The sequence below is a fragment of the Actimicrobium sp. GrIS 1.19 genome, from assembly GCF_035984655.1.
In the GTDB taxonomy this organism is placed as follows: domain Bacteria; phylum Pseudomonadota; class Gammaproteobacteria; order Burkholderiales; family Burkholderiaceae_D; genus Actimicrobium.
The window spans coordinates 1-22,037 of record NZ_JAXCHT010000036.1 but is presented as its reverse complement, the minus strand read 5'-3'; the positions used below and the strand labels follow the sequence as shown (position 1 = coordinate 22,037).

Below are 22,037 nucleotides of genomic sequence, written 5' to 3'. Positions count from 1 at the left end.
GAATGCGGTCTTCGTATGAGTACATGAACTACCTCCAAGTAGTCCAAGTTTTACGCCGCACCCCCGGTGGGTCAAATTTCGATCAGCGCGAACAGCTCAGGCTTTCTCCCGCAGTACGCCATTCATGGAAGCGGGTGCTGCGCGCGCGCTGTTGGTTCACTTTATCGACGATGTCGCTCACGCCGTCCTGCAACGCAATGTAATCGGTGAAAAAGCGGCGCGTGAAGTCCTCCCCGTCCAGCAAGGCCAGCAGCTCGATGCGCTGGGCATTGAAATTCTCGACCATTTTCTCAATGACCTTCCTGAACTGTTCCTGGCGTTTCGCTTTTTCCCACGAGTCCCATGCCTCCAGCGCCAGGCCAACGGCCGCCAATGCGCCGTTGATGCCGTGGGCCAGATTGGTTGCTCCCCATGGTTTGAATCCGAGCATCTTGGCGAGGTCCACGCCGATGAGCTTTCCCGCGCCGACCATGCTGTCGCGCGCCGCAAGGATGGTCGTGTTATTGATCGCGATGTTCGCGACCACGAAATTCACGCCCTTTCTCCCGAACTGCATGGCCAGGGAATTGAAGTGATTGATTTCGGTGTCGAAGCCTATGCGCATGGCGCTGATATCCTGCGTCACTGACTTCAGCTGGCGTTCGAATTCGTTCTGCAGCCGGGTAGTAACGACCACGCCGTCGCTGCCGACTTCGCGCTCGAAGAAATCGGTGAAGGTGTCGATGTCGACGCCGCTTGCCTGCAGGATAAGGTCGCTGAAATACCCGGTGACAAACTGGCGCAAGCTGATGCGCACATCGGCGATCAGTCCCTGGGTGTCGAGCATCTGACGGTGCATCCGTGCGGCCACGTGGTCGAGCCGCGCCAGTTCATCAGTCAGCAACTGGTCCTGTTCCGCCGCCAGTGGCATCTGCTTGCCCAGTACGTCGCGGATCACGCTGTGCTTGGCCTCTTCGACGATCTGGATCGCCCCGCCGTTTTCCTTGATCTTGTTGGCGGTGGCCTGTTGCAGCGTGTGGATGTGGGACAGCGCCTTGAACTGGTCGAGGTGAGACAGCCAATGGTCGGTGCCCATGTCGAAAGGATTGGCGGCGACGGCGACGATGCTCAGGTCGGCGGCCTCGACCGACGTCAGGTCGAGCAGTTCCGTCAGGCGCGAAACCACGTTGTCCTGCTTGATCGCGAGGTTGTGATCATACGCGGCGTCGTCTTCCAGATCGGCGACCTCGTCGAAGCGGCTGAGCACAAACACCGTGCGGGGCAGCAGGTTCAGGCTGCGAAACAGCCATTCCAGGTCGCTCTGGTGGCTGGCCTTGATCGGATTGGTGGGGTCCATCACGTACAGCACCAAATGCGCCTCGCTGATGTACTTTTTCGTGATGTCCTTGTACTTTTCGATCTGATGCGTTTCGAGATTCATCTGCTCCTTGTAGCCGAACAGGCCGGGCGTGTCGATCAGCACGAAATCACTGCCCACCTCGTAGACGCGCACTTCATTCGACGATTCCTGGTGGCTGATTTTCATCGTCGATGCATCGAGCCTCTCCATCCATGCCGCGGCAATGGACGTCTTGCCGTCTGAGTAGCCACCGATGAGCGCAACTTTCAGCTTCTCGCCGGCCACGGTGCGCACGGCATTCTCAAGCTTGTGCTTCAGATTCACGTCAATGTCGACGCCGGCTTGCTCGCCCTGTGCGAGAAAGTCCTGCAGCTTGACCAGCAAGTTCAGCGAGCGCGATTGTTGCGCTTTGAATGCCTCTAACGTCGTGTCCATCACCGTGCTCCAGTTGTTTCAATGTTCTTGGAAATGGTCGCCAGTTGCTGTTCGACCGTGGCCAGATACGCGACCACTTTGGCGACTTGCTCGCCCGGTCCTCGCAGCGCGGCTTTCAGTTCGCCGACCTTGGATTCCAGCTGCGGCATGGCTGCCATCAGGCTGTCGCCCAGCGTTTCACGCATTTTGCCGGTAATGGCGACGAGGTTGGTATCGACGGCTTTGCGTTGCTGCGATTTCTTGTAGTCGGCGCTGATGAAGCCGAGCACGGACTTGGTCACTCCTACGAGCAACGTGAGGGCACCCAGGGCAAGCACGACCCACCCTCCCGGGTTCCAGATCATGAGCAGGCCACCCGCCAGGGTGCCGACCAGTGCGCCAATCTTGATGCCGCTGTCGATCTTGATGTCCAGCTCGACCTGGGTGCCGATGCCGTTCATCTGGATCTTGTTGTAGGCGTCCATTAATTCGTTTGCCAATTCCCTGAATCGATCGATGATGTCGGCTACCTGGGCTTGAAATTTCTTGACTTCCTCTTGCATCACCTCGGGCAGCCTGCCGCCGAGCGTTACCTGCCCGGCCGTTATCGTCCTGGCGAATACGCGCTTGAACTCGTCGTTGGAGATGTCGTTGTCGATGGCTGCGTAGACGCTGCGGCGCACCGCGCTGTCAAAGCTGGAGATCGCGCCTTGCCCCTGCGACGCCAGCCGCGTTTTCAGCGCATCGAATGCGGTGTCGAGCTGTTTGCCGGCCATGGTGGCATCGCTGCGAAGTTGCGTGCCCAGCGGCCTGAATGTTTGCTGCAATGTGAGATGCACATCGCTGATGGCGGCAAGCACGACTTGGTTGGCTTTGTTGCAGTTAGAGCGGTAAATCTTTTGCTTGTAGTCTTTCACGAGGTCGTCCAGCAGCAGTTGCCGCAGGCCGGACAATTTGGTTTTCTCCAGGATTTGCTCGCGGTTGAAATTGGCCAGGAACCTGGCACGACCGTTGGCGTGCTGGGAAGCCGGCGGCAGACAGTCCGCGACCGCCAGGAAAGCCGGCAGCGCGCTCACCGACACCGTGCCCCGATAGTGCGCGCCCAATTCTCCCCGCATCTTCTCATCCAAATCGTGCAGGCTGTCACGCTCGCCATCGTTAATCAGCGCGGCCTGCCTGAGTGGTGTCGGACTAGCGATTCGCTTGTTAAAAATGGTCCACACTTCGGTTTGCGCGCCCAAGTGCTGCTTGATTTTTTGCAAGGTGCCAGGATGTGCATCGCTGCCCTGCTGCGGCGCGACCGCCTTGCCCGTCACGTAGAACACAGCGTGCGCCTTGCGCACGGCGGCCCAGATTTCATTCCTGACGTTTTGCTCGCTGCCCTCGATGCCGGGGACATCGAGCAACACGAACGGCCCGGCGCCGGTGCGGAAGTGATATTTCTGGGTATGCACCGTGAAGTCAGGGCGGCCATTGCCGATGATCGCACCGTCACCGCACGTCGCGAGGTGCGCGATCGCTGCTTCTGAATCGTGGAGAAAGCGCTCCTGACCGGCTATCTCGCGTTCGGCCTGTGCCCGGTGCCGCTGGAATTCCGCGCTCGCTGCCGTACGCTCGCCCTCCGCGTCCTGGATTGCCTTTTCAAGGTCGCGATGCTGCCGCTGTTCCGGCAACCGGCCCACCATGTGCAGGACTTTTTTCCATAGCGACGACTGCGTCTTATGCTGAATCACCCCTTGCAGCGCGGTCAGTTGATCCCGTAGCAGCGCCACTTGCGCATCCAGCGTCGTGTTGCGGTAATTCTCCCTGGCTTGCTGATCGACCAGCAGCTGGTTGCTATGTGCGATCTGCGCATGGATCGCCTCCACGCGCTCGTCGGTGATGTCGTACTTGTGCTGCAGCGCGCGGAACTCTGCGCGCTCCTGCACCTTCAGCGGCTCGTTGAGCAAGATCCTCAGCGTTTCGATCAAGGTCGATTTTCCTGCGTTGGTTTCGCCGTAGAACGCAATTGTGTACGTGTCCCATTCGGCGTTCTGTTCGAGCGTCGTGATGTGATCCGAGATTTCGCCGCTAATCCGGGTAAATGTTTCAAGTGCGGTGCGCCTGGCGTCGGCGATGTCTTCGCCTACTGCCAGGGATTCCAAGCTGTTCACGATGGCGTTGATCTGCTCTGCGACGCGAACGTATATATCCTGCGGTAGCGTTAGGTCCATGCTGGTTCCACGGGAAAGGGTCATGATGCCATTCGATCAACTTCTTTTGGGGGATATCCCGTAATGAACGACTGATCCACGCCGGCATCGGAATGTCTCACCAGTCCTATTTTTCGCGCGCGTTTCGTTTTAAATAAAATCGTTTCGCTTATCCGGTGCGGGACAGGGACTGGCGCCGGATTTGCGCTGTTGGGAGGCTTCTCCAGGTTACAGGCGAAGTGTGGACGTCCTTACACCATACGCCCCCAACGCTTGTTCCGGTCGTGCATCACCTTTTCGTTTCCAATCGCACGGCGCTGGCCGCATTGCCGGTCCGACGGCAAGGGTCGCGGGCATGGTGCACGACGGACAATGTTATCCACCGATGCGGTGGATAACATTGTGGATATCTTGACCGTTGGCAGCAATATGCGGCACCGGCTGTCGCCTCCCCCGCCCTGCCCGCTATTTAGGCGGCGCCCTGGTCGTCGTGCCACAGCGTGGCCGGCCAACCCCATTCCTGTCCTCCAAGCTCTCGTGTTTCATTTCAATTCAAAGGCGACAAGTTCGGGACGGTTCGCCGTATGATGAATGGTCTATTTTTTGAGGAACCCGACACCATGGCGTCATTCAAGGACCTGCAGGAGCAAATCGCCCGCTTGCAAGACGAAGCGGCCATCGCCCACAAGGCCGAGCTCAAGGAAGCGATCGCCGCCATTCGCGCGCAGATGGCCTTGTTCGGCATCACCGACGCCGACCTGGGCGCTGGCAAAGCCCCGAAAACACGCTCCACGGCCTCCCCCGCGCCGGCCAAGTATCGCGATCCCGCCTCCGGCAAGACCTGGTCTGGCCGCGGCCGCGCGCCGCTGTGGCTCAAGGGCGATGCGGCCAAATACCTGATCGGCTGACGCCCACGACCATGGCGCGTGCGTCCGTCGCGGTCGTACGCCGCATTGGCAGCGCAACGGATCGATCAGGCGGCGTGGGACGCAGCTAGTTCGACGCATGGCGAATCTCGCCGGGCGCGCGAGGTGAGCCTTGCCGGGAACTTCCGTGTCGCGAGCGTTTTTACGAGACGCAACCAGCTGGGCGCGCCCGATTCACCTGAAGCAGGGAATGCGATTGAACGGGTCGGCTTCGCCCCGCACCGCATCGATCAGCGCCTTGATGTCGATACCTACCGGTGCCCGGGTGGAAATCAGCTGCAGCAGCTTTTCCGGGGCGCGTTTGGAGCGCGCCTGCCGGTCGCCAGCCTGCGGCGGCACAAGCTCGGCGATCGGCTCACCTTTATGCCCGATCAAGTAACGCTCCCCGCTCTTCACACCCTGCAGCATTCCTGACCAGCGCGTGCGCGCTTCCTGGTTTCCGATAATTTTGATCATTGCTCCTTGCGGCTAGCATGCCGACTAGTCATTATTAAAACAACAATGTTTTTGCAAGCGTGCCAGAGAGGCGGCGCGACCGATCACGAAAAGCAGCCACGAACGGGCGTGCCGGCGCAGCCTTCGTCGACACCATGCGCCGGTCGATAACCGCGCTCTCCACAACTTCAGCATCTAGCCTGCTCACATCAACGAGCGGCGAAACACCAGCATTGCGACGGCGCTCCCCACCCGACCCCCGATGGCCGCTTCCTGACAATTTGTTCGTCCCCAAAGCGCCGGGCGGGCAGCCCGGTCGGATGCAATTTGCCGTGATCATTTCTCCCACCAAAACCACCACCGTGATCGGCACATGATCAACGCAGCAGCACGATGGGAAATTCCCAGGCCAACCGCGTCGGCGCGTCCCGATCGCGACGAACACCTGCGGCACGATTACCTCGATCCACACGGACGTTTTGTACGGCATGGATTTCACATGGGTTGCTCGCATGTACACCGCTACCCGGCCCGGCCGTACGTCGACAAAAGTGCACCATGCATTTCTAAGTCGTTGATTTCAAGGACTTCTCCAGGATGGACTTGGCTCTTCCGACTATTCGTGCCCACACGATCGTGACGTGTTGCGCAATTCGCCTTCGCCTCCCCTGATATTCCTGGACGCGCGCCCACGGTGGGCACCAGGCTCCCTCCTCCCCACCATCCACCTACCACCGAATCCGACAGTGCATCCGGCTCGATTCAGGACGCACCGCGTTCCGGATCGAAAAGCCAGGCGGGAGAACCGCGCAGATGGCGTCACGGCAAACTTTCGACGCGCCCATATCGCGACCGCAGGGGCTCAGCGAGCAGCGGGCCCGGTTTCAGCGCTGAAACCGGGCGCCGCTCCGGAGGGGCAGATCAACGGCATCAACGAATTATCTTATAACGTTTAAATAACTTAAAATTTATTAACATAAATCAGTTATTCACTGGTTATTTTAAATTCTTTTTGCCTTATACCTTCTCGTGAAGCGGAAAGATCCTGGCTGTTTTCGGCGCGGCAACGACAATAGCCGGCGCCTCGATGCATGCCCCCCCAGATACACTCGCGAGCGCAACTCGACCCCAAGGAGTTAGCGGTTTCACAGGCATCCGATTGCAACGGCACTTTCCTGCTTGGGGGAAGCCCAACGATGTCGATCGCGCGTTGGCGCCGACCCCGGTTTCAGCGCTGAAACCGGGGTAACCGGCAGAACCTGCAATATCCAACGCCCGCCATTAGAAATAACCTGACATTTCTTCTAAAAACTCATTCTATTTACTATTTGAATTCATTTTTCCATTACACTGACAGTCGACGTCGCTGCCAGCTATTTGGCGCGCAATCCGGTTTCAGCGCTGAAACCGGGATTTGCCTTTCTTTATCGGAGAACCCATGGTCGCCAAGGTCATTACCGTATTTAATCAAAAGGGTGGGTGCGGCAAGACCACCATGACAATCCAGATCGCCGGCACGCTGGCGTTGCGCGGCTACCGCACGCTGGTCATCGACATGGACGAGCAGAACACGGCAACGCGCTGGGCCAGCCAGGCCGACGACGCCAATCCGTTTCCGGCCTCGATGATGAATCTCGCCGCCATGGGCGGCAAGATGCGCGGCGCAGTCAAAAATTATCTTGGCGATTATGATTTCATTGTTATTGATTGTCCGCCGGCCGCCTTGTCCGACGCGCCCTCGAGCGCGATGCTTATTTCCGACCTGGCCCTGATCCCGATCGTGCCTGCGCCAGCCGACATGTGGGCGTCGGTCGCAGCCAAGAAGTTGGCACTCACTGCGCAGATGACCAATGAAACACTGCAGATACGGATCCTGCCGAACATGGTCCAGAAGAACACCAACCTGGCCCGCGACACGCTCGACGTGCTGGCCGAAGATACCGAAATCCCGATGCTGCGGGCGCGAATCGCCTCGCGCTCGGCGTTTCGCGAGTGCCAGCTGACCGGCTCGACCGTGCATTTCCTGTCCCGCACCAGCGCTGCCGCCCAGGAAGTCGACGCGTTGACCGACGAAGTGCTGGAAATCCTCGGTGTCACGCAAAGCAAAAGGAGAAAAGCATGAGCGCCAAACCGGACCGCAAGGCACTGCTGCGCAAATCCATCACCAGCGAATCGACCGCGCTGGAACAACGCTTCCCGACCCCGGCCGACGTCGACAAGCGCTTTGCCGATGCCGAACAGGTGCTGGCAGGGCGCACCCAGGGCTTGATGGGACCCGCGACCACCGTCAAGGCCGATCCCGAACCAGCCCGGGTGGCCGGTTTCAGCGCTGAAACCGCCGGCGCCCGCCGGATCTTGCGCGTACCGATCGAGCGCACCCACGACAATCCGATGAATGCGCGCAGCATCTACGATCCTGACGTCATCAAGGCGATGGCGGCCAGCCTGGCCACGCGCGGCCAGCTCGTGCCCGCGGCGGCGATCGCGCATCCAACCATCGCCGGCGACGTGATCCTGTTGGACGGCCAGTACCGCAAGCGCGGCCTGCTGGCCGCGGGGAAGTCGGAGATCGACGTGGCGCTGCAGGAGGTCACCAGCAACCTGGAGATGTACCGCATCTCGTTCCTGATGAACGAGGAACGCAATGGCCAGACCACGCTCGACAATGCACTTGGGTGGGACAAGTTGCTGCGCGAGGGCGTGGTGGCGGAGGCAGACGGCATCGCCGAACTGACCGGCATTTCCAAGTCGAACGTGGCAAAGACACTCGCGTTGCTGAAGCTGCCCGCGGCGGCGATCGACAAGATCCAGGAGAAGCCGGCCAAGTTCGGCATCGCGGTCGGCTACGAACTGGTGCAGTGCGCCAAGGTACTCAACGAGCAGGCGTTGCTGGCATTGATGGACCGGGTCGTGGCCGAGGACATCAGCTCGCGCGCCCTGGAAAGTTTGCGCCACAAGCTCACCAGCGATTCGCCGCGCAAGAAGAAGGAAGTCAGCCGGCAGTACAAGATCTACACGGCAGGGCAGCAGGTCGGGTTCATCAAGGAGTGGGACTCCGGCAAGGTCACGCTGGAAGTCAACCTGCCGGACCAGATCGATCGCGAGGCCCTGGTCGCCTCGCTCAAGCGACGCTTCACGGTCGATGAGTCGGTGGACAGTCCAACCTGATGACCGGGGCGCCGCCACGGCGCCCCGAGGCTTTGTCCGGAAGTCGGCATGGCATGACAAATACACAATGGTGAGCTTTTACAGGAAGCACCAGGGCGCCGACCGGGTATCCCGCGCAAGCTCACCATACCCCTAGCCAGACCGCCCCAGCAAGTGCTTACTTTCCCTAATCGTGTTGATCTTGCTTGTTCTTGCTCAACCACCGGTAGAACGATATCGGGTATGGTGAGCTCGCGCGGGAGTCTGCTTCGCTGCCGTTGCGCACATCCCATGCCGTGGCCTATGGTGAGCTGCTGCGGGAACCGCGTCCTGCCTGCCTTGCCCGTTCCATCCCACCTGTACGCCACCAGAGGCCTCCAGCGCCTCCGAATCGCCACTCCCTAGTCGACCCCCTTGTGATCCCGGAAATAACGGCGTGGTGCGTCGCTGCGTTGCCGCCATGGTGAGCCAATCCCCGGTTGGCACCGCCAGTCCCTGGCAATCCCGCGCGGGTCACCATGCAGCAGCGGCCAGAGACCGCCGTTCCTGCCGCATTTCGCACCGCCAGGGCAGGGCTGGCGCCTATGGTGAGCCTGCGCGGGAACCGTCCGGGCCATCGTCGGCTACCCATGGTGAGCCGTTGCAGGAACCTCCGAGCCAATGGCGCGGCCATGGTGAGGCTTTGCGGGAACCTTGCAGCCCGCCGTTCGCGGCGACCGGCTGGCCAGCGGCATTGCTTGCGGTAATTGGTGAGCTTTTGCGGGGACCTGTACAGCCGCAGGCAGAACGGGCATCCTTTTGCGGCAAACCAACCCTAAGCCAGCGCGGAATGGCGCTATTTTCTGGCGCGCAGGCGACTGGTGCGCTGCCAAACCGTGGTTTGCCGGCGATCCTGGCCGGAATTCCGGGTGACGTTGCATGGCGAGGGGTTGGGGTCGTTTGTTTTTGCAGGAAATCACGCCGCTGTATTTGAGAGTATTAAAGGTAAACACTTAAAGACCTTAAAACCTTTAAGCGACGCCAAAGCCAGCGCTGGCGCGGCTTTGCGGCCGGTTCGGTGAGCTCCTGCGGGAACCTCGGTGAGCCTTTGCAGGGACCATGGTGAGCGTTTGCAGGTACCTTGGGCGAAGTCGGTGAGCCTTTGCAGGAACCAAGGTGAGTGGATACGGGTACCACGGTGAGCTTTTGCAGGAACCTTGGCTGCCTGGCGGGCAGTTGCCCGGATGGCTGGCCGGCCCCGGGCCGTTTCCCACGGTACAACAGGTGCGGGAAGGCCGCAGGGGAGGGAATCTGCACGCATGGTGAGCCTCCGCAGGGACCTTTGCGTGGCCTTGCGGCCGGCCATGGTGAGCTCCTGCAGGTACCCGGTGGCGGGTCGGGCAGGTTCCCATGGTGAGCTTGCGCGGGAACCACGGGCGCGTCGAATTGCACGGCGACTGCATGGTGATTGTATTGTTCTCACCTTTGGCGCATTATGTTCACTGGTATCGATCTGTGGCAGGGAAGGGCGACAATGGCGCTGAAGAAAAAGCCGGTCGAGCGGATGCCGGTGGTGGCGGACGCCGACAATGGCGAGCTCAAGAGTTTTCGGAAGGCGAATGAAGCCATTGGCCTGCGCGTCGCCGAGGGACACCTGTCGCTGCTGTCGCGCAAGGTGTTCAACCTGATGATGTACCACGCGCAGCGCCAGCGCGAACCCGGCAAGAATGCGCCGATCGCGACCGAGGCCGCGAAGGGCTATTACTGGATCCCGCTGGCCGAGATCGCACGCGACGCCGCCTACAACAGCAACGACACCGAGAAGCTCAAGAGCCTGCTGGCCGAGCTCGACAGCATCCGCATTCATACCGAAGACAGCATCCAGTGGACCTCGCAGCGGCTGGTGTCGGCCGTGACGCTGGTCAATCCCGCCGGCCTGAAGAAGAAGGGCGGGCAGCTCTGGTTCGGCTTTGCCTTTCCGCCGGAAGTCGCGGCGCTGGTGACGAGTCCAGCGTCGTCGTACACCAAGCTGGCGATCTACTACCAGACGATGCTGCGCAGCGGTTCCAGCCTGGGACTGTACGAGGTCTGCCGGCGCTACCTGGACAACCCGTCGAAAGTGACCAACCGCCAGGAATGGCAGTGGTGGTACGACGTGATGTCGGGCAATCCGATTTCCGACACGGTGCCGCAGTACAAGTACTTCAAGCGCGACCTGCTCAAGCCGGCCATTGCGGAAATCAACGCCACCACCGACATCACGATCGAATTGATCGAGCACACGCAGGGGCGCAAGATCGTCGGCCTGCAGTTCCGCGTGACGCCGAACGAACAGAGCTCGCTGCAGTTCCCGGCGCCGACCGTGATCGACATGGCGCTGCTGGCGCGCATCATGGCGCTTGGCCTGACCCAGAAATATGCCGAGGAGGTGCTCGACAACACCGAGGAGGCGACCATCCTGGCGACGCTGGCGCTGGTGGAGGAGCGCATGGCCAGCACCACCAAGCCGCGCATCGATTCTCCGGCGGCGTTCTTCAAGACGGCGCTGAAGGATGGCTACGCGTCGTCGGCGAAAGTCGCGGTGCAAACCATTACGCAGCAGGTCAAGGCGGCGCCGGCGCCGGACGAGTCGCCCGACGCATTGCGGCTGCGCTACCTGGCGGCGCGTGCGAAGGATGGTTATGCGCTGTTCAACGAGATGCCGGACGACGAGCAGGGCCAGTGGATCGACAGCTTCAAGAAGCACCGCAAGCCATCGCGCGCCAACAGCGCGGCGACGATGGCGTCGGCACTGTTTCGCAACGAGTTCAGCTTCTGGTTTGCCGAACAGCAGTGGCAGGAGCCGAGCCACGACGACATCCTGGCCTTTGCCATCGGCAATCCGCGCAGCGCGGACAGCGACACCGTCTAGGTCGCCGTTTCTTGTCGATCCTTTGCGCAGCGGTGTTACTGCGTGGCTTACATTGGACTTCTTACATTCAACAGCAATGACATGTTCTCTCGTCGTACCTTCTTCATGGCGACCTTACAGGGCGTGGAAATGCGGTGAGGACAGGGGAAGCCAAGACCGTGCCTTGCCGGAAGTCGTCGGCCGCCGTAAAAAAAAACTATCCAGGAGGTCGAATGTTGATCGTCATGGTGACGGCCTTTGGCGCGTCCGAGGGCTTCATTCTGAACGAGGAGGCCACGTTGTGCCTGAACGTAAAGACGGGTGATACGCTGTGCCTGACCGAAGTGCCTGGCGGCGCCCTGCGCATCACCCCATACGATCCCGATTTTGTGCGCCAGATGGCACTGGCCGAGACCGTCATGCATGACGACCGCGCGATTCTGCGCGTGTTGGCCTAATGAGATCGTGGCGGTGGATACCGCCTTCGTTGGTCTACGCGGTGCACGACATGCAACTTGCGCGGCATGGCGGATTGTCGGGTCCGCGCGATAAGAATGGCGTGGAATCGGCGCTGGGCACGGCAAAAAAATGGTTTTGACGGGGAACGGCAGGGGAATTGGTCAGTGAACTGCCACCCTGTTCTCCCTTTTTCATGTTGTTCAAAACAAGGTACACTGTTGTCTCAAAGGAGACGCCATGACCTTGCCTGCCAAAGCACCCGCCGCCAAAGCGGCAAAACCAAGCTCCCGTGTGCGAGCCGTCCCGCAGTCGATCGTGCCTGCCGTAACGGACATGGCCACGGGCAGGACAAAGGGAAAGGCCACGCCGCGTCCAGCCAAGCAAGGCATGGATATGCGGCAGAGGTTAACGGAACCCTGGACGATATTTCTGGACGCCTACGCGGCATCGCCAACCAAGAAAATCACGGAAATCAAGCGCGGCATCCCGGCACACCGGGTCAGGGACCTTGCCATCCAGATGGACCTGCCGCAAACGGTGCTGATCGATTACCTGGGACTGGCGCGCTCGAGCGTGCATCACAAGGCGACGGCCGGAAAAATGTTGGCCAAGGACGAAAGCGAACTAGTGCTCGGCGTTGAGTCGCTGATCGGCCAGGTCGAAACGATGGTGGCCGAGTCCGGCGACCCGGCCGGGTTCGATCCGGCGAAATGGGTCGCGCGCTGGCTCGCGTCGGCCAACCCGGTCCTGGGTGGCCAGGCGCCGGCATCGTTGATGGACACTGTCGAGGGACAAAAACTGGTCGCCAGTATCCTGTTGATGGCACAGACCGGAGCGTACGCTTGACGGTATCGGTCTGGCGCATTGCCGTGGAAGCGCCCGCCTATGCGGCCGATGACTTGGCCGGCACCGGCGCCAAGCTCAGTGGCGGACGCTGGAATCGCGTCGGTACGCCGATGCTGTATTGTGCCTCGAACATTGCGCTGGCAACGCTCGAGACGGTGGTCCATATTCGTGGCAACCCGCTGCCGTTGAACCGGTTCCTGGTGCGCGTCGACATCCCGGATGCCGTCTGGGAAACGCGCACCGTCCTGAACCCGCTGCCCGGAGGCTGGGATGCGCTGCCGGCCGGACTGGCCAGCATCAGGGCGGGGGAGCAATGGGTTGCCGGCGCGGCGTGCGCCATTCTGCTGGTGCCGTCGGTCATCGTGCCCGACGAACAGAACGTGCTAATCAATCCTGCGCATCGCGATACTGGAAACATATCGGCGACGACGCTCAAGAAATGGCATTACGATCCGCGCTTTTTCTAGTGCACGCCAGACCGACTCCGCCGGGGGACGAGAGCAACGCGATTGGCGCGCGACGCACGGCAGATTAGGGCAGGACAGCGAACCATGCCGTGGGCAGGAAGTCGATCAGGCCGCCTCGAGCTTGCCCGCACAACCCGGCCTCTGCGCAGGTCCGGTGATGGCGTGATCTCGCCTCGTCTCGCCGGTGCTCAAAATGACTTTTCCGCGGCAAAGCGGTGCGCAGTTTGACGGCATTTCCGTCGTCGATTCCCGGATTCCCGCGAACCCAACCACGTTGCTGGCAACGGCAGGTCGCATGGCAACCGATCGCGTTTGCGAAGGGAACATTGACGCAGGGCAGAGCTACGGACACTGCCTGCGTAGCATAATTCCTACCTCTTGCGAGCGGGCCGATCGGGTCCGTCGTTTCATGGACCAGGGAATTGAGCAATGAGAAACCGTTACGACCCCTATCACTTCGCCGTCGCTTGCCTGGCAGCGATGGACGATGCGCCAGGCCAGCCTGAAAAAAGAATTCACGGCGACCCGGCAGCACCGTCGCACCTGGCGGCTACTGCGAAGCGAATTGGTTATCGCGGCCAGCACCGGCACCTCATTCGGCGTGGCCGACCGGCCTGAACGCGTCGCGCCGCACCGCCACGGAACGCTTTCCGCGGGCGCCTGGCAGCCGGCATCAGGACGCAGCAGCGACCAGACATGGGCCGCGAAATCCGACGCGTTCACGTTCTCCACCGCACCGACTGCGCAGGAAAAACCAGGGATAACACGGACAAACCGCAGGCCCTCGGCGTCTCCCATGACCAGACGACGAGACGCATCGACACACCTCTTTGAAAGAAAACCACATCATGCCCATCCCACCGATCCGCACCGCGGCCGAACATGCTGTCGCATTGCGAGAAATCGATGCACTGATCCTGGCCGAAACGGGTACGCCGGAAGGCGATCGCCTCGACCAACTTGCAAGGGACGTCGCGGCCTACGCGGCCGAATCCTTTGCCACGCAGTGACCTGCCACGACGCGGTCGCGGCGGCTGGCTTCCCCGGCCATGTCGTGCTGCCTCTCCGGCTACTTTCGGCCATGCCTTCACCAGCAATTTCGCGGTAACGCGCCGGAAGGTCGGCGACGCGGCGTGATCGCCCGACTGCCCTATTCTTCGGGCGCGCTGCTTGACCTGATCGGCAGGCATGCCAGACGGGTCATCCCTCTCCCGTGGCATTCTCGACACGCGACCGTCTGCATGGGGTGTTGCGTCCCTGGTCCATGCGAGGACAGGAGCGGCGCCAGGTAGGTTGGGTCCCGTTGGTTGCTTTCGGCCTGCCGCATGGCGCGTCCGACGCCGCGCCTCATGCCTGTCTCACCCGGCAATGCGACATCCACCCCAACACCGCCGCCGGCTGATTGGCGCCGCGTCGCGGCGGTGTGGCGCCGTGCCGTGCCGGCCCCGCGCCGTGCTGCTGCTGGTGCGGCAAAACCGTGGTTGCGTTCCCTCCTGGTCCTGGCGTCCCGGGCGCGTTGCCCCCGTCCTTCAACGCCGCCTCGCACCGACGCATAGCACAGGCCGGCCAGCCGGCAAGGGTGCGCCGTGCCGGGTCCTCGCCCGTTCGGTGCTCGCCTGCGGCTGTGCTCCGCCTGCGGCCTGCGGTCCCGCCCTTGCCAACAGCCCGCCCTGTGCAACCCATGCGTCGAGGCGGCTCCGAAGAACAGGCGCAACAGGACGACAGGACAAGGACGAACCATGCACGCAACCCCATCCCGCAACAGCATCACCACTGACGTCGCGGGCGTTCCCCCCGCAGCCCCCCCGAGGCCCACCCAAGACCAGCGCGCAAAGGCAACGGCAATTCCAATCCATCCACAGACAAGGAGCACAGCATGACAACGATTTCATCTTCCGAACAATTCACCAACAACCTGCCAGCGCCGATCCATGCCACGGTGGTCGAGGGCGAAGCACGCCTGGATTGCCTGCCACGCTTTTTTGGCGGGCAGTGCGTGCGCGTCGAACACGGCGTCTACACGGTGCTGGAGCGCGTGAGCGATGACTACTCGGGCGGTCGTTGGGACTTCTATGCATTGTCGAACGGCGGTTTCTTCATGGCGCCGCACACCGACGCGCCATTTCGCATCGTCTGCGACGGCAACGGCTTCGACGGCGAGGTCAGCGCGGTCGCGGCCGGCATCATCGCGACGCTGATGGCCTTGAGCCACCTGTCGTTCGTGGTCGACGACGATGGTTTGATTGACCAATTTTATTTGCTGCGCGAGTACGCCGTCAGCCACAGCGAAGCCGGTGCGATTTTCAGGGCCATCGACTGATTTGGTCGAGCGCAGACGGGTCGGGGGGCGCAAGCCTGCGCAGCAAGACGCAGGCAGACTCAGCCTTACCTGCCTCCAAAAAAAATCCAACGCCTTCGATGCGGTCTATCAATGCTGGTGCAGTTGGGGCGACGAATAATGGCCGCATGGGATTCGAACAGATTAACTGGATCGGGAATCCAGCGGACAAGTTACCGATGGATCGCTTTGCGTAGGGTTGGGCGAACGGCGCCGATGCGCGGCTCGGTGCCGGCGCAACACACGGCACGTCGCGCGACCGGGTTGCCGCGGCTGGCGCTCGCCGACGGCACGGTCGAGGCGCTCAAGTGGCTCGGGCTGGTCTTGATGACGCTCGACCACGTCAACAAATACCTGCTGCATGACGCGGTGGCCTGGCTGTACGACCTTGGCCGACTGGCCGCGCCGCTGTTCGGTTTCGCCCTGGCCTACAACCTTGCCCGTCCCGGAACGCTCGCGCGGGGCGCCTACCCGCGTACGCTCAAGCGACTCGCCCTGTCCGGCTCCGTCGCGACCGTGCCGTTCGTTGCGCTGGGCGGCCTTGGCTGGGGCTGGTGGCCGCTGAACATCATGGCGATGCTGTTCGTCGCGGCCGCGTGCATGTACCTGGTGGAGCAGGGCGGCGCATTGCGCATGGCCCTGGCCGCGCTGCTGTTCCTCGTCGGGGGCGGGGTGGTCGAATTCTGGTGGGCTGGCGTTGCGATGTGCCTCGCGGCGTGGCGCTATTGCCGGCATCCGGGCTGGTGGCCGCTTGTCCTGTGGGTCGCCGCGACCGCCGCGCTGTTCGTCATCAATCGCAATTTGTGGGCGCTTGCGGCGTTGCCGGCGATCTTTGCGGCGTCGCATTTGCCGATGCGCTTGCCACGTCTGAAACTGGTTTTTCATGTCTACTACCCGGCGCACCTGGCCGTGCTGTGGGGGCTATCCCGCTGCATCTTGCTTGCGCAATCGGCGCCGTAAGCCTGCGCATCCCGCTGAGCAGGTCGCCGGCTTAAATCCGACCACGGCGCGTGTCCAGGCAATGCAGGACGCGGGCCAACCCTTCGGTGCTTGCGACCAGGTCAAGCGGGCGCGCGCCCAAGGCCAGATTCGCTCCGGCCAGCCAGGCCCGGGCCTTTTCGCCGTGGCCCAGGATCGCGTCGAGGGAGAAAAACAGGCGCACCAGCAGCAGGCCGGATTCCCATTCCCCGGGACGGTCCTGGCCCAACACATCGTGGCCCGCAATCATGCGCGAGGCTGTCGGCGCGCTCACGCCAAGGATGCGTGCGAGCAGCGCTTGCTCGAACTTCAGCAAGCGCGCCGCGCGCATGACGGCCTTGGTGATGGCCAATCCGACCGGCGACTTCGCCTCATCATTCTCCATGCCGGCCATGGCGACTGCCTTCCTGCAGTAGGTTTTCTGCTGAAATCGTAGGACATTGTAATTGCCGCGGAAATTCATGCTGCGGCGAGATATATCGTCCTGGTCGGCCCGGCGCGCGCGTCTATCCGCGGCGGTTGGCGATGCGCTCAGGACCGGAACGTTGTGGCCTGGTCGCTCGAGATATCACACGCAGATTGCGCCGCCGGCGGGCAGTGCGCCAGGATCGCCTCCTGCTCGGCGCGCCAGGCCGCGGCGAGCGCCAGCGCGTCGGCTTGCGTGTACTTGTTTAGCGAAAACACCTTGCTGCGCGCGTCGCGCGGCGGTCGCCCGGCCTTGCCGGGAGTGAGCCATACGACGGCCAGGATGCAGTCGATGCGGTATTGGCGCACTGTGCCATCCCTGGTTCTTTTCTTGATGACCTTGGTGATTTTTCGCACCCCGGGGATGCCGGTCTTGCCGTTGCGCTGGCGCTTGTGGAACACGCGCACGGGCGGCATGGCTTGACCCGTGGCCCCGGCCAGTTGCCGGTCGCGCCAGGCGACGGCTGCGGCCAGCAACTCGTCGGCCGGGCGCGTCTTCGAGCGGAATGCCTTGCGGCGATATTTTTGCCCAGCGTTGTCGGGCACGGCGACCAGATAGCCTGGAATCGGCGTCAACAGCTTCGTGATATAGGCGTGGCCGGTCTTGCCTGCGAACGCTGGTACCGCGTCTTCCATTGCGTCTGGATTTGTCGATTTCATCGGGCGTCGGCGCGGGTGCAGAAGCTGAAAGGGGTGAGTTGTCACGCAGGTTGGCGCGCGCTTGAAGCATGCGCCGGTCGGTGTCGCCTTTTAGTTTCACATTTCCGCTGCCCGTCGCGCAGTTGCCAATTCGAATGGCTTTCAAGACCAATTTGCCAACCTCATGCGGCGAGGTGGCCAAAATAAAAGTTTGTCCATCGGCCCGGCTGCGGGTATGCCGGCCTCACTTTTACCAACAACGGCGAACTGACCCATGTCGTACAAGCCGAAACAGGAGACGACAACTGCGTCGCGTTGCTTGACGATGGCACCGTTGCTACGTGGGGCGAATGGACGGCGCAAGGAGATACGGACTTCAAATTATTTCCTGGATTGTCGACATCCTCCCCGTCCTGAAGTGCGGGGCGGATGCCAACTCCAGGCCCTGCAGTAAGCGACAGGGCGCAGCGACTGGGACGCGTCGCCAAGCCGGCAGCAGGATGCGGCGCATCCGGTCCAAGGCCCTGCTATCCGGGGCGTTCCTCGTCGGCGCGCGATGCCGCGATGGTGCTGGCTGAATGGGCACGGGTTGCTGCGCTGCGCAGACATGCAATGCGACCAGGAGTAAAATTTTACGATGGGTCCAGGAGGTGGTTATGAACGGCAATTATTTCATGTCAGATGCGTTCGACAAAGCTGTCGACAAGGCGATTGAAGAGGCTGTTGCGAAGTCCGATGCACTTGGGCTGCCGAAAACCTACAACGTCGCCCCCGCGCTCCCTGAACAGCCTGTCGTGGTCAATGTTGCGGGTGCGTCGCAGAAAAAGAAACGCATTAACACCTTGCCGGAAACATGACCGGAGCGGATTCGCTAGAACCCCTGCGCATGATTGTCTTTGCCGGGCCGAATGGTTCCGGTAAGAGCACCATCGCCAATGCCGTTGTCCACGATCCCGCCCTTTTTAGCGGGGAGTACGTCAATGCGGACGACATCGCGCACGCTCTTGAAAAAAACATTCCGAATTACATCGAGCGTAACGTCCTAGCCGCGAATATTGCCGAGGAACGGCGATTCGCCGCCTTCCGGGAGCGCCGTGACGTTGCGTTCGAAACCGTCATGTCTACCCCTGGAAAAGTCGCGCTCCTGCGCCATGCAAAGGCGGAGGGTTACGAGGTGACGCTGGTCTTCGTCACGACCGACGATGCAGAAAAGAACGTGCAGCGCGTAAAAAAGCGTGTCGAACAAGGCGGGCATGGGGTAGAGCCGGGTGCGGTTCCCGATCGTTACGTCGCGTCCATGCACCTGTTGGCGGCTGCGCTCGACCACGCCGACCAGGCCAAGGTTTACGACAACTCGTCCGATAAGCCCCTGTTGGTGGCGATTAAGCGGGGCGCAGAGCTGGACTTGCATAACCCGGCGCAGCATCCGGCCTGAGTGCAAGCGCGCCTGGTCGAGCCCTACCTTGAGCGGGTTGATTCGCGTGGGCAGATTGCCGAGGCGTTTGCGAGGAGCGCTTCGAAACAGGCCGTGCTGCAGGATGCAGACGCGCGTAACGGGAGGACGTACAGCGGCCCCATACTGGCAGTGACCAAGCATCATGTCTTGCAGAAGACCGGCGACGCGCTGTATGAAATCCACGACCGGAGCTTAGCGGCGGCCAATGACCTGGAGCCAGGCAAAGACGGGACCATCGCGTACGCTTTTCACAAGGGAAAAATCGTCACGCCAGACATCAAGGCGGCCATCTCGTTTGCGCGCGATCCGCCAGAAGTCGCCCTCGGCACGCACCCGCAATTGGCCGGCGCCTACGCAGCCATTGCCGCGATTGAACACCAGGCCAAGGCAGATGGATTGACGCCGCAGCAGCGGGCGGTTGTCCTGGCGGCGGCGACACGGCATATCGTCAAGGCCATCGAGCGCGGCGAGATTGCGGAAACCAACGTCACTACAGAAGTCGACGCGACGCGAGATACCTCGTTGGACCGTTGAGCCCGGACAGCGACCTCGCCTTATCGCGCTGCGCAGTTTCTTGCTTCGCAACCGATCGGACCTGGTTGATGGCACGCGCCGATGCACTGCGGCTATCGATCGTTTGCGGACCCTCGACTGTTTTCATGAGTAGCCCAATGGGGACGCTCAGTAGCAGACTGGCGCATAACACCGCGCACAAAAATTTTTGCTTTGTGCAAAGTGGGCTTCCAGCTTTGCGCTTAGACTTTTCCGATAGCGACCCCTGACAGTTTCAGCGATTTCATGCGCCATTGCTCTGTTTGCTTGCGTTAGATGGGGGAGGATAAACAGCATTTCGCCATATTTTTTCTGGCTGTACCGCTCTTCCTGCGAGTCATCGAGGCGGGCTATTTTTTCCAACGCCATGTCAATGACGCGACTCCTTTCCAATGTGCTTAAAGCAGCGCCGAAATGATAAAGATTATGTATTAACGATGAGTTCGATTCTTGCGTATTGAAAGCAATGATGAAGCGGCCGAACAACTCGTCAATTTCACCGGCCGGCAAATACGCAGCCAACTGTAGAAGGCAACGATTTCTCAAGTAGTCGGATTGAAAATTCCTGGCCCGCGCCGCAAGCCGGTTGGCATCCACGGCTCGTAGATAATGTGCATTGCGGATGATGAGATAGGCGATGAATGCTTCCGGTAACTCCGGCATGCCAAGGTGAAGTGCGATCACCTCGCTCCTGGCTTGCCCATCCAAATATGGGAACAACAGCTTGAGACAATAGACAGCCTCTGCGGCTCCCGAGCGGAACTGTTCACTGAGATAGGAAAAAATGTGGGCCTTGTGTTGGCGATCTACTCTTGGGAATAGTCCCGCCAGGGCTCTCGTCTTGTAGACGTCCGGCATCGCGAGGATGGCTTGATACGCGGTGCGGACAATGTCGTCCGTGAACAAATATGAATAGGTGCCGATGTAGTTCGCCTTGGCATAGCCGTCCGCCAGATCGTGTATCGCGGCCCAGACTGCGACCATATCGAATTTTTCGACACTGGGGAAACCTCGCCCATTGCCGCGTTCTTTGAGAAATAGATCGATAAGCGCGCTCTTTTTCTGCAAGGACGAGTTCAACGCGTTAAATAAATCCACGGACTTGCCCGTCGTCCTTCTTCGATAGAATTGGGCGAGCAATGACCCTGCATAGTAGGAGGTCATCATGTCGGTTGGATGCGCGTCGATGAAGCCAGCGAGCTTACATACCAAGGTCCCTGGAATGTCCCATTTTCCAGAATAACCAAGCGCCTGGACAAATTCTTCCTTGGGCCTAACGTAGCCAGTGTACGAATCCATGCTGTCCGTTCTCTATATCGCCGATCCGCGATTGGTAGTCGACGACTGTACGCGTGCGCGAACTGGGACTTTCGACCCCAAGCGGCCGATCGCAATTCTGAAAAACGGAGGCGCCAATGTCAAGGCTGCCTGGCGCGCAGCAAGCGCCGCGAAGCCGCATTCAGCTGCTGCGTGCCCGCGCCGAGCACAATGCTAGTCGACATGGGATGTTCCGATCTTCCTGGTAACCAACCCAACAATATCCCCGACGGTTTTAGTGAACTCTGCTTCCTCGTCGGTGATCGTGATCGCAAAGCGTTCCTCAAGCGCGCAGGCGATTTCAACACTGGCCATGGAATCAAAGTCCCAAAAGAAGCTCAGATTCCGTGAGAAGTCATCGGTATCAGCGAGTCGCGACATGTCTGCGCCGAGTTGCGCTTCTAGTATGGCCCTTACGCCGTTGACGACATCAATTGAAACGCCTTTGCCGCGAAAGTATCGTTCATAGAACTGGTCTGGTGCCAAGGACTCACGACCTGCGAATGCCGCCTCCACCTTCTTTGCCTTTCGCAACGAATCCATGCGCACCAAGACAGTCAGGAGAACTACTGCCGCAACGATTCCCAGGAAGATGGTCACTGTCGTCTAGCGCTGGCGCTGACCGGAACACAACCGTCGCGTCCAAGCCGCAGCCTTTGGTTGTGCTTCCGTGTCGAGCAGAATGTTAGTTTTCACTCGCGCTGCGCCTTGTCAATAATGGAACGGCGGCAGAACCTAAAACAAAGTTCCACGTCCCAGCGCTCAAGGCTGACTCAATAATCGAACCAAGCGCACCAAAAATCGTACCAAATATAGCGGTGCCAATAAGAAGAAAAGCCCAAAAGATAACCCATCCACGAAACGGCGATTGACGCATCAGAAGAAAAACGAAAGCGCCAGGTAACAAGCCAAGTGTAAAGGAAATTCCCAGGATGGCCGTCCAACCGTAGAGCTGCGAAGGGTGATCCGGGCTGCCAGCCAAAAGATAAATCTGATAGTGAAGCTGATTCGACGACCACGTCCACCAAAGCGGCGCAAGAACGCCGAGTAACGCAAGAATTAAATGCCGGAGATAGCGGTTCACGGGAATACTAACGCCAAGCCGGAAATTTTCAAGCTAGTTGTCGCCCAATTTGTTCAAATTACGCTGCCGTTTTGAGTTCTGGGTGATGCTCCTTTCGATCCGCATTACTTGCGG

22 protein-coding genes are annotated in these 22,037 nt (G+C 60.6%); 13 read left to right on the top strand and 9 right to left on the bottom strand.

Features of this window, described 5'->3' with window-relative positions; all coding sequences use genetic code 11:
* Positions 1 to 82: 82 nt before the first annotated feature.
* Together RCH09_RS17960 and RCH09_RS17955 are read right to left on the bottom strand one after the other, a co-directional pair.
* On the bottom strand, positions 83 to 1,774 hold the full coding sequence (locus RCH09_RS17960) for a LeoA/HP0731 family dynamin-like GTPase (protein WP_326942516.1): 1,692 nt from the start codon (positions 1,772 to 1,774) through the stop codon (positions 83 to 85).
* Positions 1,774 to 3,966: a hypothetical protein gene (locus tag RCH09_RS17955; RefSeq protein WP_326942515.1), complete on the bottom strand. Its 2,193-nt coding sequence runs from the start codon at positions 3,964 to 3,966 to the stop codon at positions 1,774 to 1,776. The genes RCH09_RS17960 and RCH09_RS17955 overlap by 1 nt, the downstream gene beginning before the upstream one ends.
* A gap of 599 nt (positions 3,967 to 4,565) precedes the next feature.
* Here RCH09_RS17955 and RCH09_RS17950 point away from each other — a divergent pair.
* Entirely contained in the window at positions 4,566 to 4,853 is a 288-nt protein-coding gene (locus RCH09_RS17950; RefSeq protein WP_326942514.1) for an H-NS histone family protein, read from the top strand.
* A 192-nt stretch (positions 4,854 to 5,045) separates the two neighbouring features.
* On the opposite strand, the gene RCH09_RS17945 is transcribed toward RCH09_RS17950, so the two are convergent.
* Positions 5,046 to 5,327 carry a type II toxin-antitoxin system Phd/YefM family antitoxin gene (locus tag RCH09_RS17945; protein WP_326942513.1) on the bottom strand — a complete coding sequence of 94 codons (282 nt, stop codon included), beginning with the start codon at positions 5,325 to 5,327 and terminating at the stop codon, positions 5,046 to 5,048.
* Positions 5,328 to 5,361: 34 nt separating this feature from the next.
* On the bottom strand, positions 5,362 to 5,796 hold the full coding sequence (locus RCH09_RS17940; protein ID WP_326942512.1) for a hypothetical protein: 435 nt from the start codon (positions 5,794 to 5,796) through the stop codon (positions 5,362 to 5,364).
* Between the two features lie 948 nt (positions 5,797 to 6,744).
* Between RCH09_RS17940 and parA the strand changes: the two genes are divergently transcribed.
* The 9 genes from parA to RCH09_RS17895 all read left to right on the top strand — a co-directional run bounded on the left by parA (position 6,745) and on the right by RCH09_RS17895 (position 16,392).
* Positions 6,745 to 7,428 carry a ParA family partition ATPase gene (gene parA / locus RCH09_RS17935; protein ID WP_326942511.1) on the top strand — a complete coding sequence of 228 codons (684 nt, stop codon included), beginning with the start codon at positions 6,745 to 6,747 and terminating at the stop codon, positions 7,426 to 7,428.
* A complete protein-coding gene (locus RCH09_RS17930; RefSeq protein WP_326942510.1) occupies positions 7,425 to 8,474 on the top strand; it encodes a ParB/RepB/Spo0J family partition protein in 1,050 nt (349 codons plus the stop codon). The genes parA and RCH09_RS17930 overlap by 4 nt, the downstream gene beginning before the upstream one ends.
* A 1,492-nt stretch (positions 8,475 to 9,966) precedes the next feature.
* Positions 9,967 to 11,343 carry a replication initiation protein gene (locus RCH09_RS17925; protein ID WP_326942509.1) on the top strand — a complete coding sequence of 459 codons (1,377 nt, stop codon included), beginning with the start codon at positions 9,967 to 9,969 and terminating at the stop codon, positions 11,341 to 11,343.
* Between the two features lie 212 nt (positions 11,344 to 11,555).
* A complete protein-coding gene (locus tag RCH09_RS17920; RefSeq protein WP_326942508.1) occupies positions 11,556 to 11,780 on the top strand; it encodes a transcriptional regulator in 225 nt (74 codons plus the stop codon).
* Positions 11,781 to 12,174: 394 nt separating this feature from the next.
* Entirely contained in the window at positions 12,175 to 12,627 is a 453-nt protein-coding gene (locus RCH09_RS17915; protein WP_326942507.1) for an antitoxin Xre/MbcA/ParS toxin-binding domain-containing protein, read from the top strand.
* Positions 12,624 to 13,094 carry an RES family NAD+ phosphorylase gene (locus RCH09_RS17910; RefSeq protein ID WP_326942506.1) on the top strand — a complete coding sequence of 157 codons (471 nt, stop codon included), beginning with the start codon at positions 12,624 to 12,626 and terminating at the stop codon, positions 13,092 to 13,094. Before RCH09_RS17915 ends, RCH09_RS17910 begins: the two co-directional genes overlap by 4 nt.
* Before the next feature lie 848 nt (positions 13,095 to 13,942).
* Positions 13,943 to 14,104, top strand: coding sequence for a hypothetical protein (locus RCH09_RS17905; protein ID WP_326942505.1), 162 nt, complete (start codon positions 13,943 to 13,945; stop codon positions 14,102 to 14,104).
* An 866-nt stretch (positions 14,105 to 14,970) separates the two neighbouring features.
* Positions 14,971 to 15,414 carry an antirestriction protein gene (locus tag RCH09_RS17900; protein WP_326942504.1) on the top strand — a complete coding sequence of 148 codons (444 nt, stop codon included), beginning with the start codon at positions 14,971 to 14,973 and terminating at the stop codon, positions 15,412 to 15,414.
* Between the two features lie 234 nt (positions 15,415 to 15,648).
* Positions 15,649 to 16,392: a TraX family protein gene (locus RCH09_RS17895; protein WP_326942503.1), complete on the top strand. Its 744-nt coding sequence runs from the start codon at positions 15,649 to 15,651 to the stop codon at positions 16,390 to 16,392.
* Between the two features lie 31 nt (positions 16,393 to 16,423).
* Here RCH09_RS17895 and RCH09_RS17890 read toward each other — a convergent pair whose 3' ends face one another.
* Together RCH09_RS17890 and RCH09_RS17885 are read right to left on the bottom strand one after the other, a co-directional pair.
* Positions 16,424 to 16,804, bottom strand: coding sequence for an MbcA/ParS/Xre antitoxin family protein (locus RCH09_RS17890; RefSeq protein WP_326942517.1), 381 nt, complete (start codon positions 16,802 to 16,804; stop codon positions 16,424 to 16,426).
* A gap of 137 nt (positions 16,805 to 16,941) precedes the next feature.
* Complete coding sequence (locus RCH09_RS17885; RefSeq protein ID WP_326942502.1) at positions 16,942 to 17,511, bottom strand: hypothetical protein; 570 nt, start codon at positions 17,509 to 17,511, stop codon at positions 16,942 to 16,944.
* A 659-nt stretch (positions 17,512 to 18,170) separates the two neighbouring features.
* Here RCH09_RS17885 and RCH09_RS17880 point away from each other — a divergent pair.
* From RCH09_RS17880 to RCH09_RS17870, 3 genes are read left to right on the top strand one after another with little or no spacing between them, the layout of a single operon-like run.
* Positions 18,171 to 18,371 (top strand): hypothetical protein, encoded by a 201-nt coding sequence (locus RCH09_RS17880; protein WP_326942501.1) that lies wholly within the window; start codon positions 18,171 to 18,173, stop codon positions 18,369 to 18,371.
* 29 nt (positions 18,372 to 18,400) lie between these two features.
* On the top strand, positions 18,401 to 18,949 hold the full coding sequence (locus tag RCH09_RS17875; protein ID WP_326942500.1) for a zeta toxin family protein: 549 nt from the start codon (positions 18,401 to 18,403) through the stop codon (positions 18,947 to 18,949).
* Complete coding sequence (locus RCH09_RS17870; protein WP_442785059.1) at positions 18,950 to 19,504, top strand: KfrB domain-containing protein; 555 nt, start codon at positions 18,950 to 18,952, stop codon at positions 19,502 to 19,504.
* A 147-nt stretch (positions 19,505 to 19,651) separates the two neighbouring features.
* Here the strand turns inward: RCH09_RS17870 and RCH09_RS17865 are convergent, their stop codons facing one another.
* The 3 genes from RCH09_RS17865 to RCH09_RS17855 form a co-directional block, all read right to left on the bottom strand.
* Entirely contained in the window at positions 19,652 to 20,821 is a 1,170-nt protein-coding gene (locus RCH09_RS17865) for a hypothetical protein (protein ID WP_326942498.1), read from the bottom strand.
* Between the two features lie 192 nt (positions 20,822 to 21,013).
* Positions 21,014 to 21,439: an acyl carrier protein gene (locus RCH09_RS17860; RefSeq protein ID WP_326942497.1), complete on the bottom strand. Its 426-nt coding sequence runs from the start codon at positions 21,437 to 21,439 to the stop codon at positions 21,014 to 21,016.
* Positions 21,440 to 21,524: 85 nt separating this feature from the next.
* On the bottom strand, positions 21,525 to 21,923 hold the full coding sequence (locus tag RCH09_RS17855; RefSeq protein ID WP_326942496.1) for a hypothetical protein: 399 nt from the start codon (positions 21,921 to 21,923) through the stop codon (positions 21,525 to 21,527).
* Positions 21,924 to 22,037: the final 114 nt, after the last annotated feature.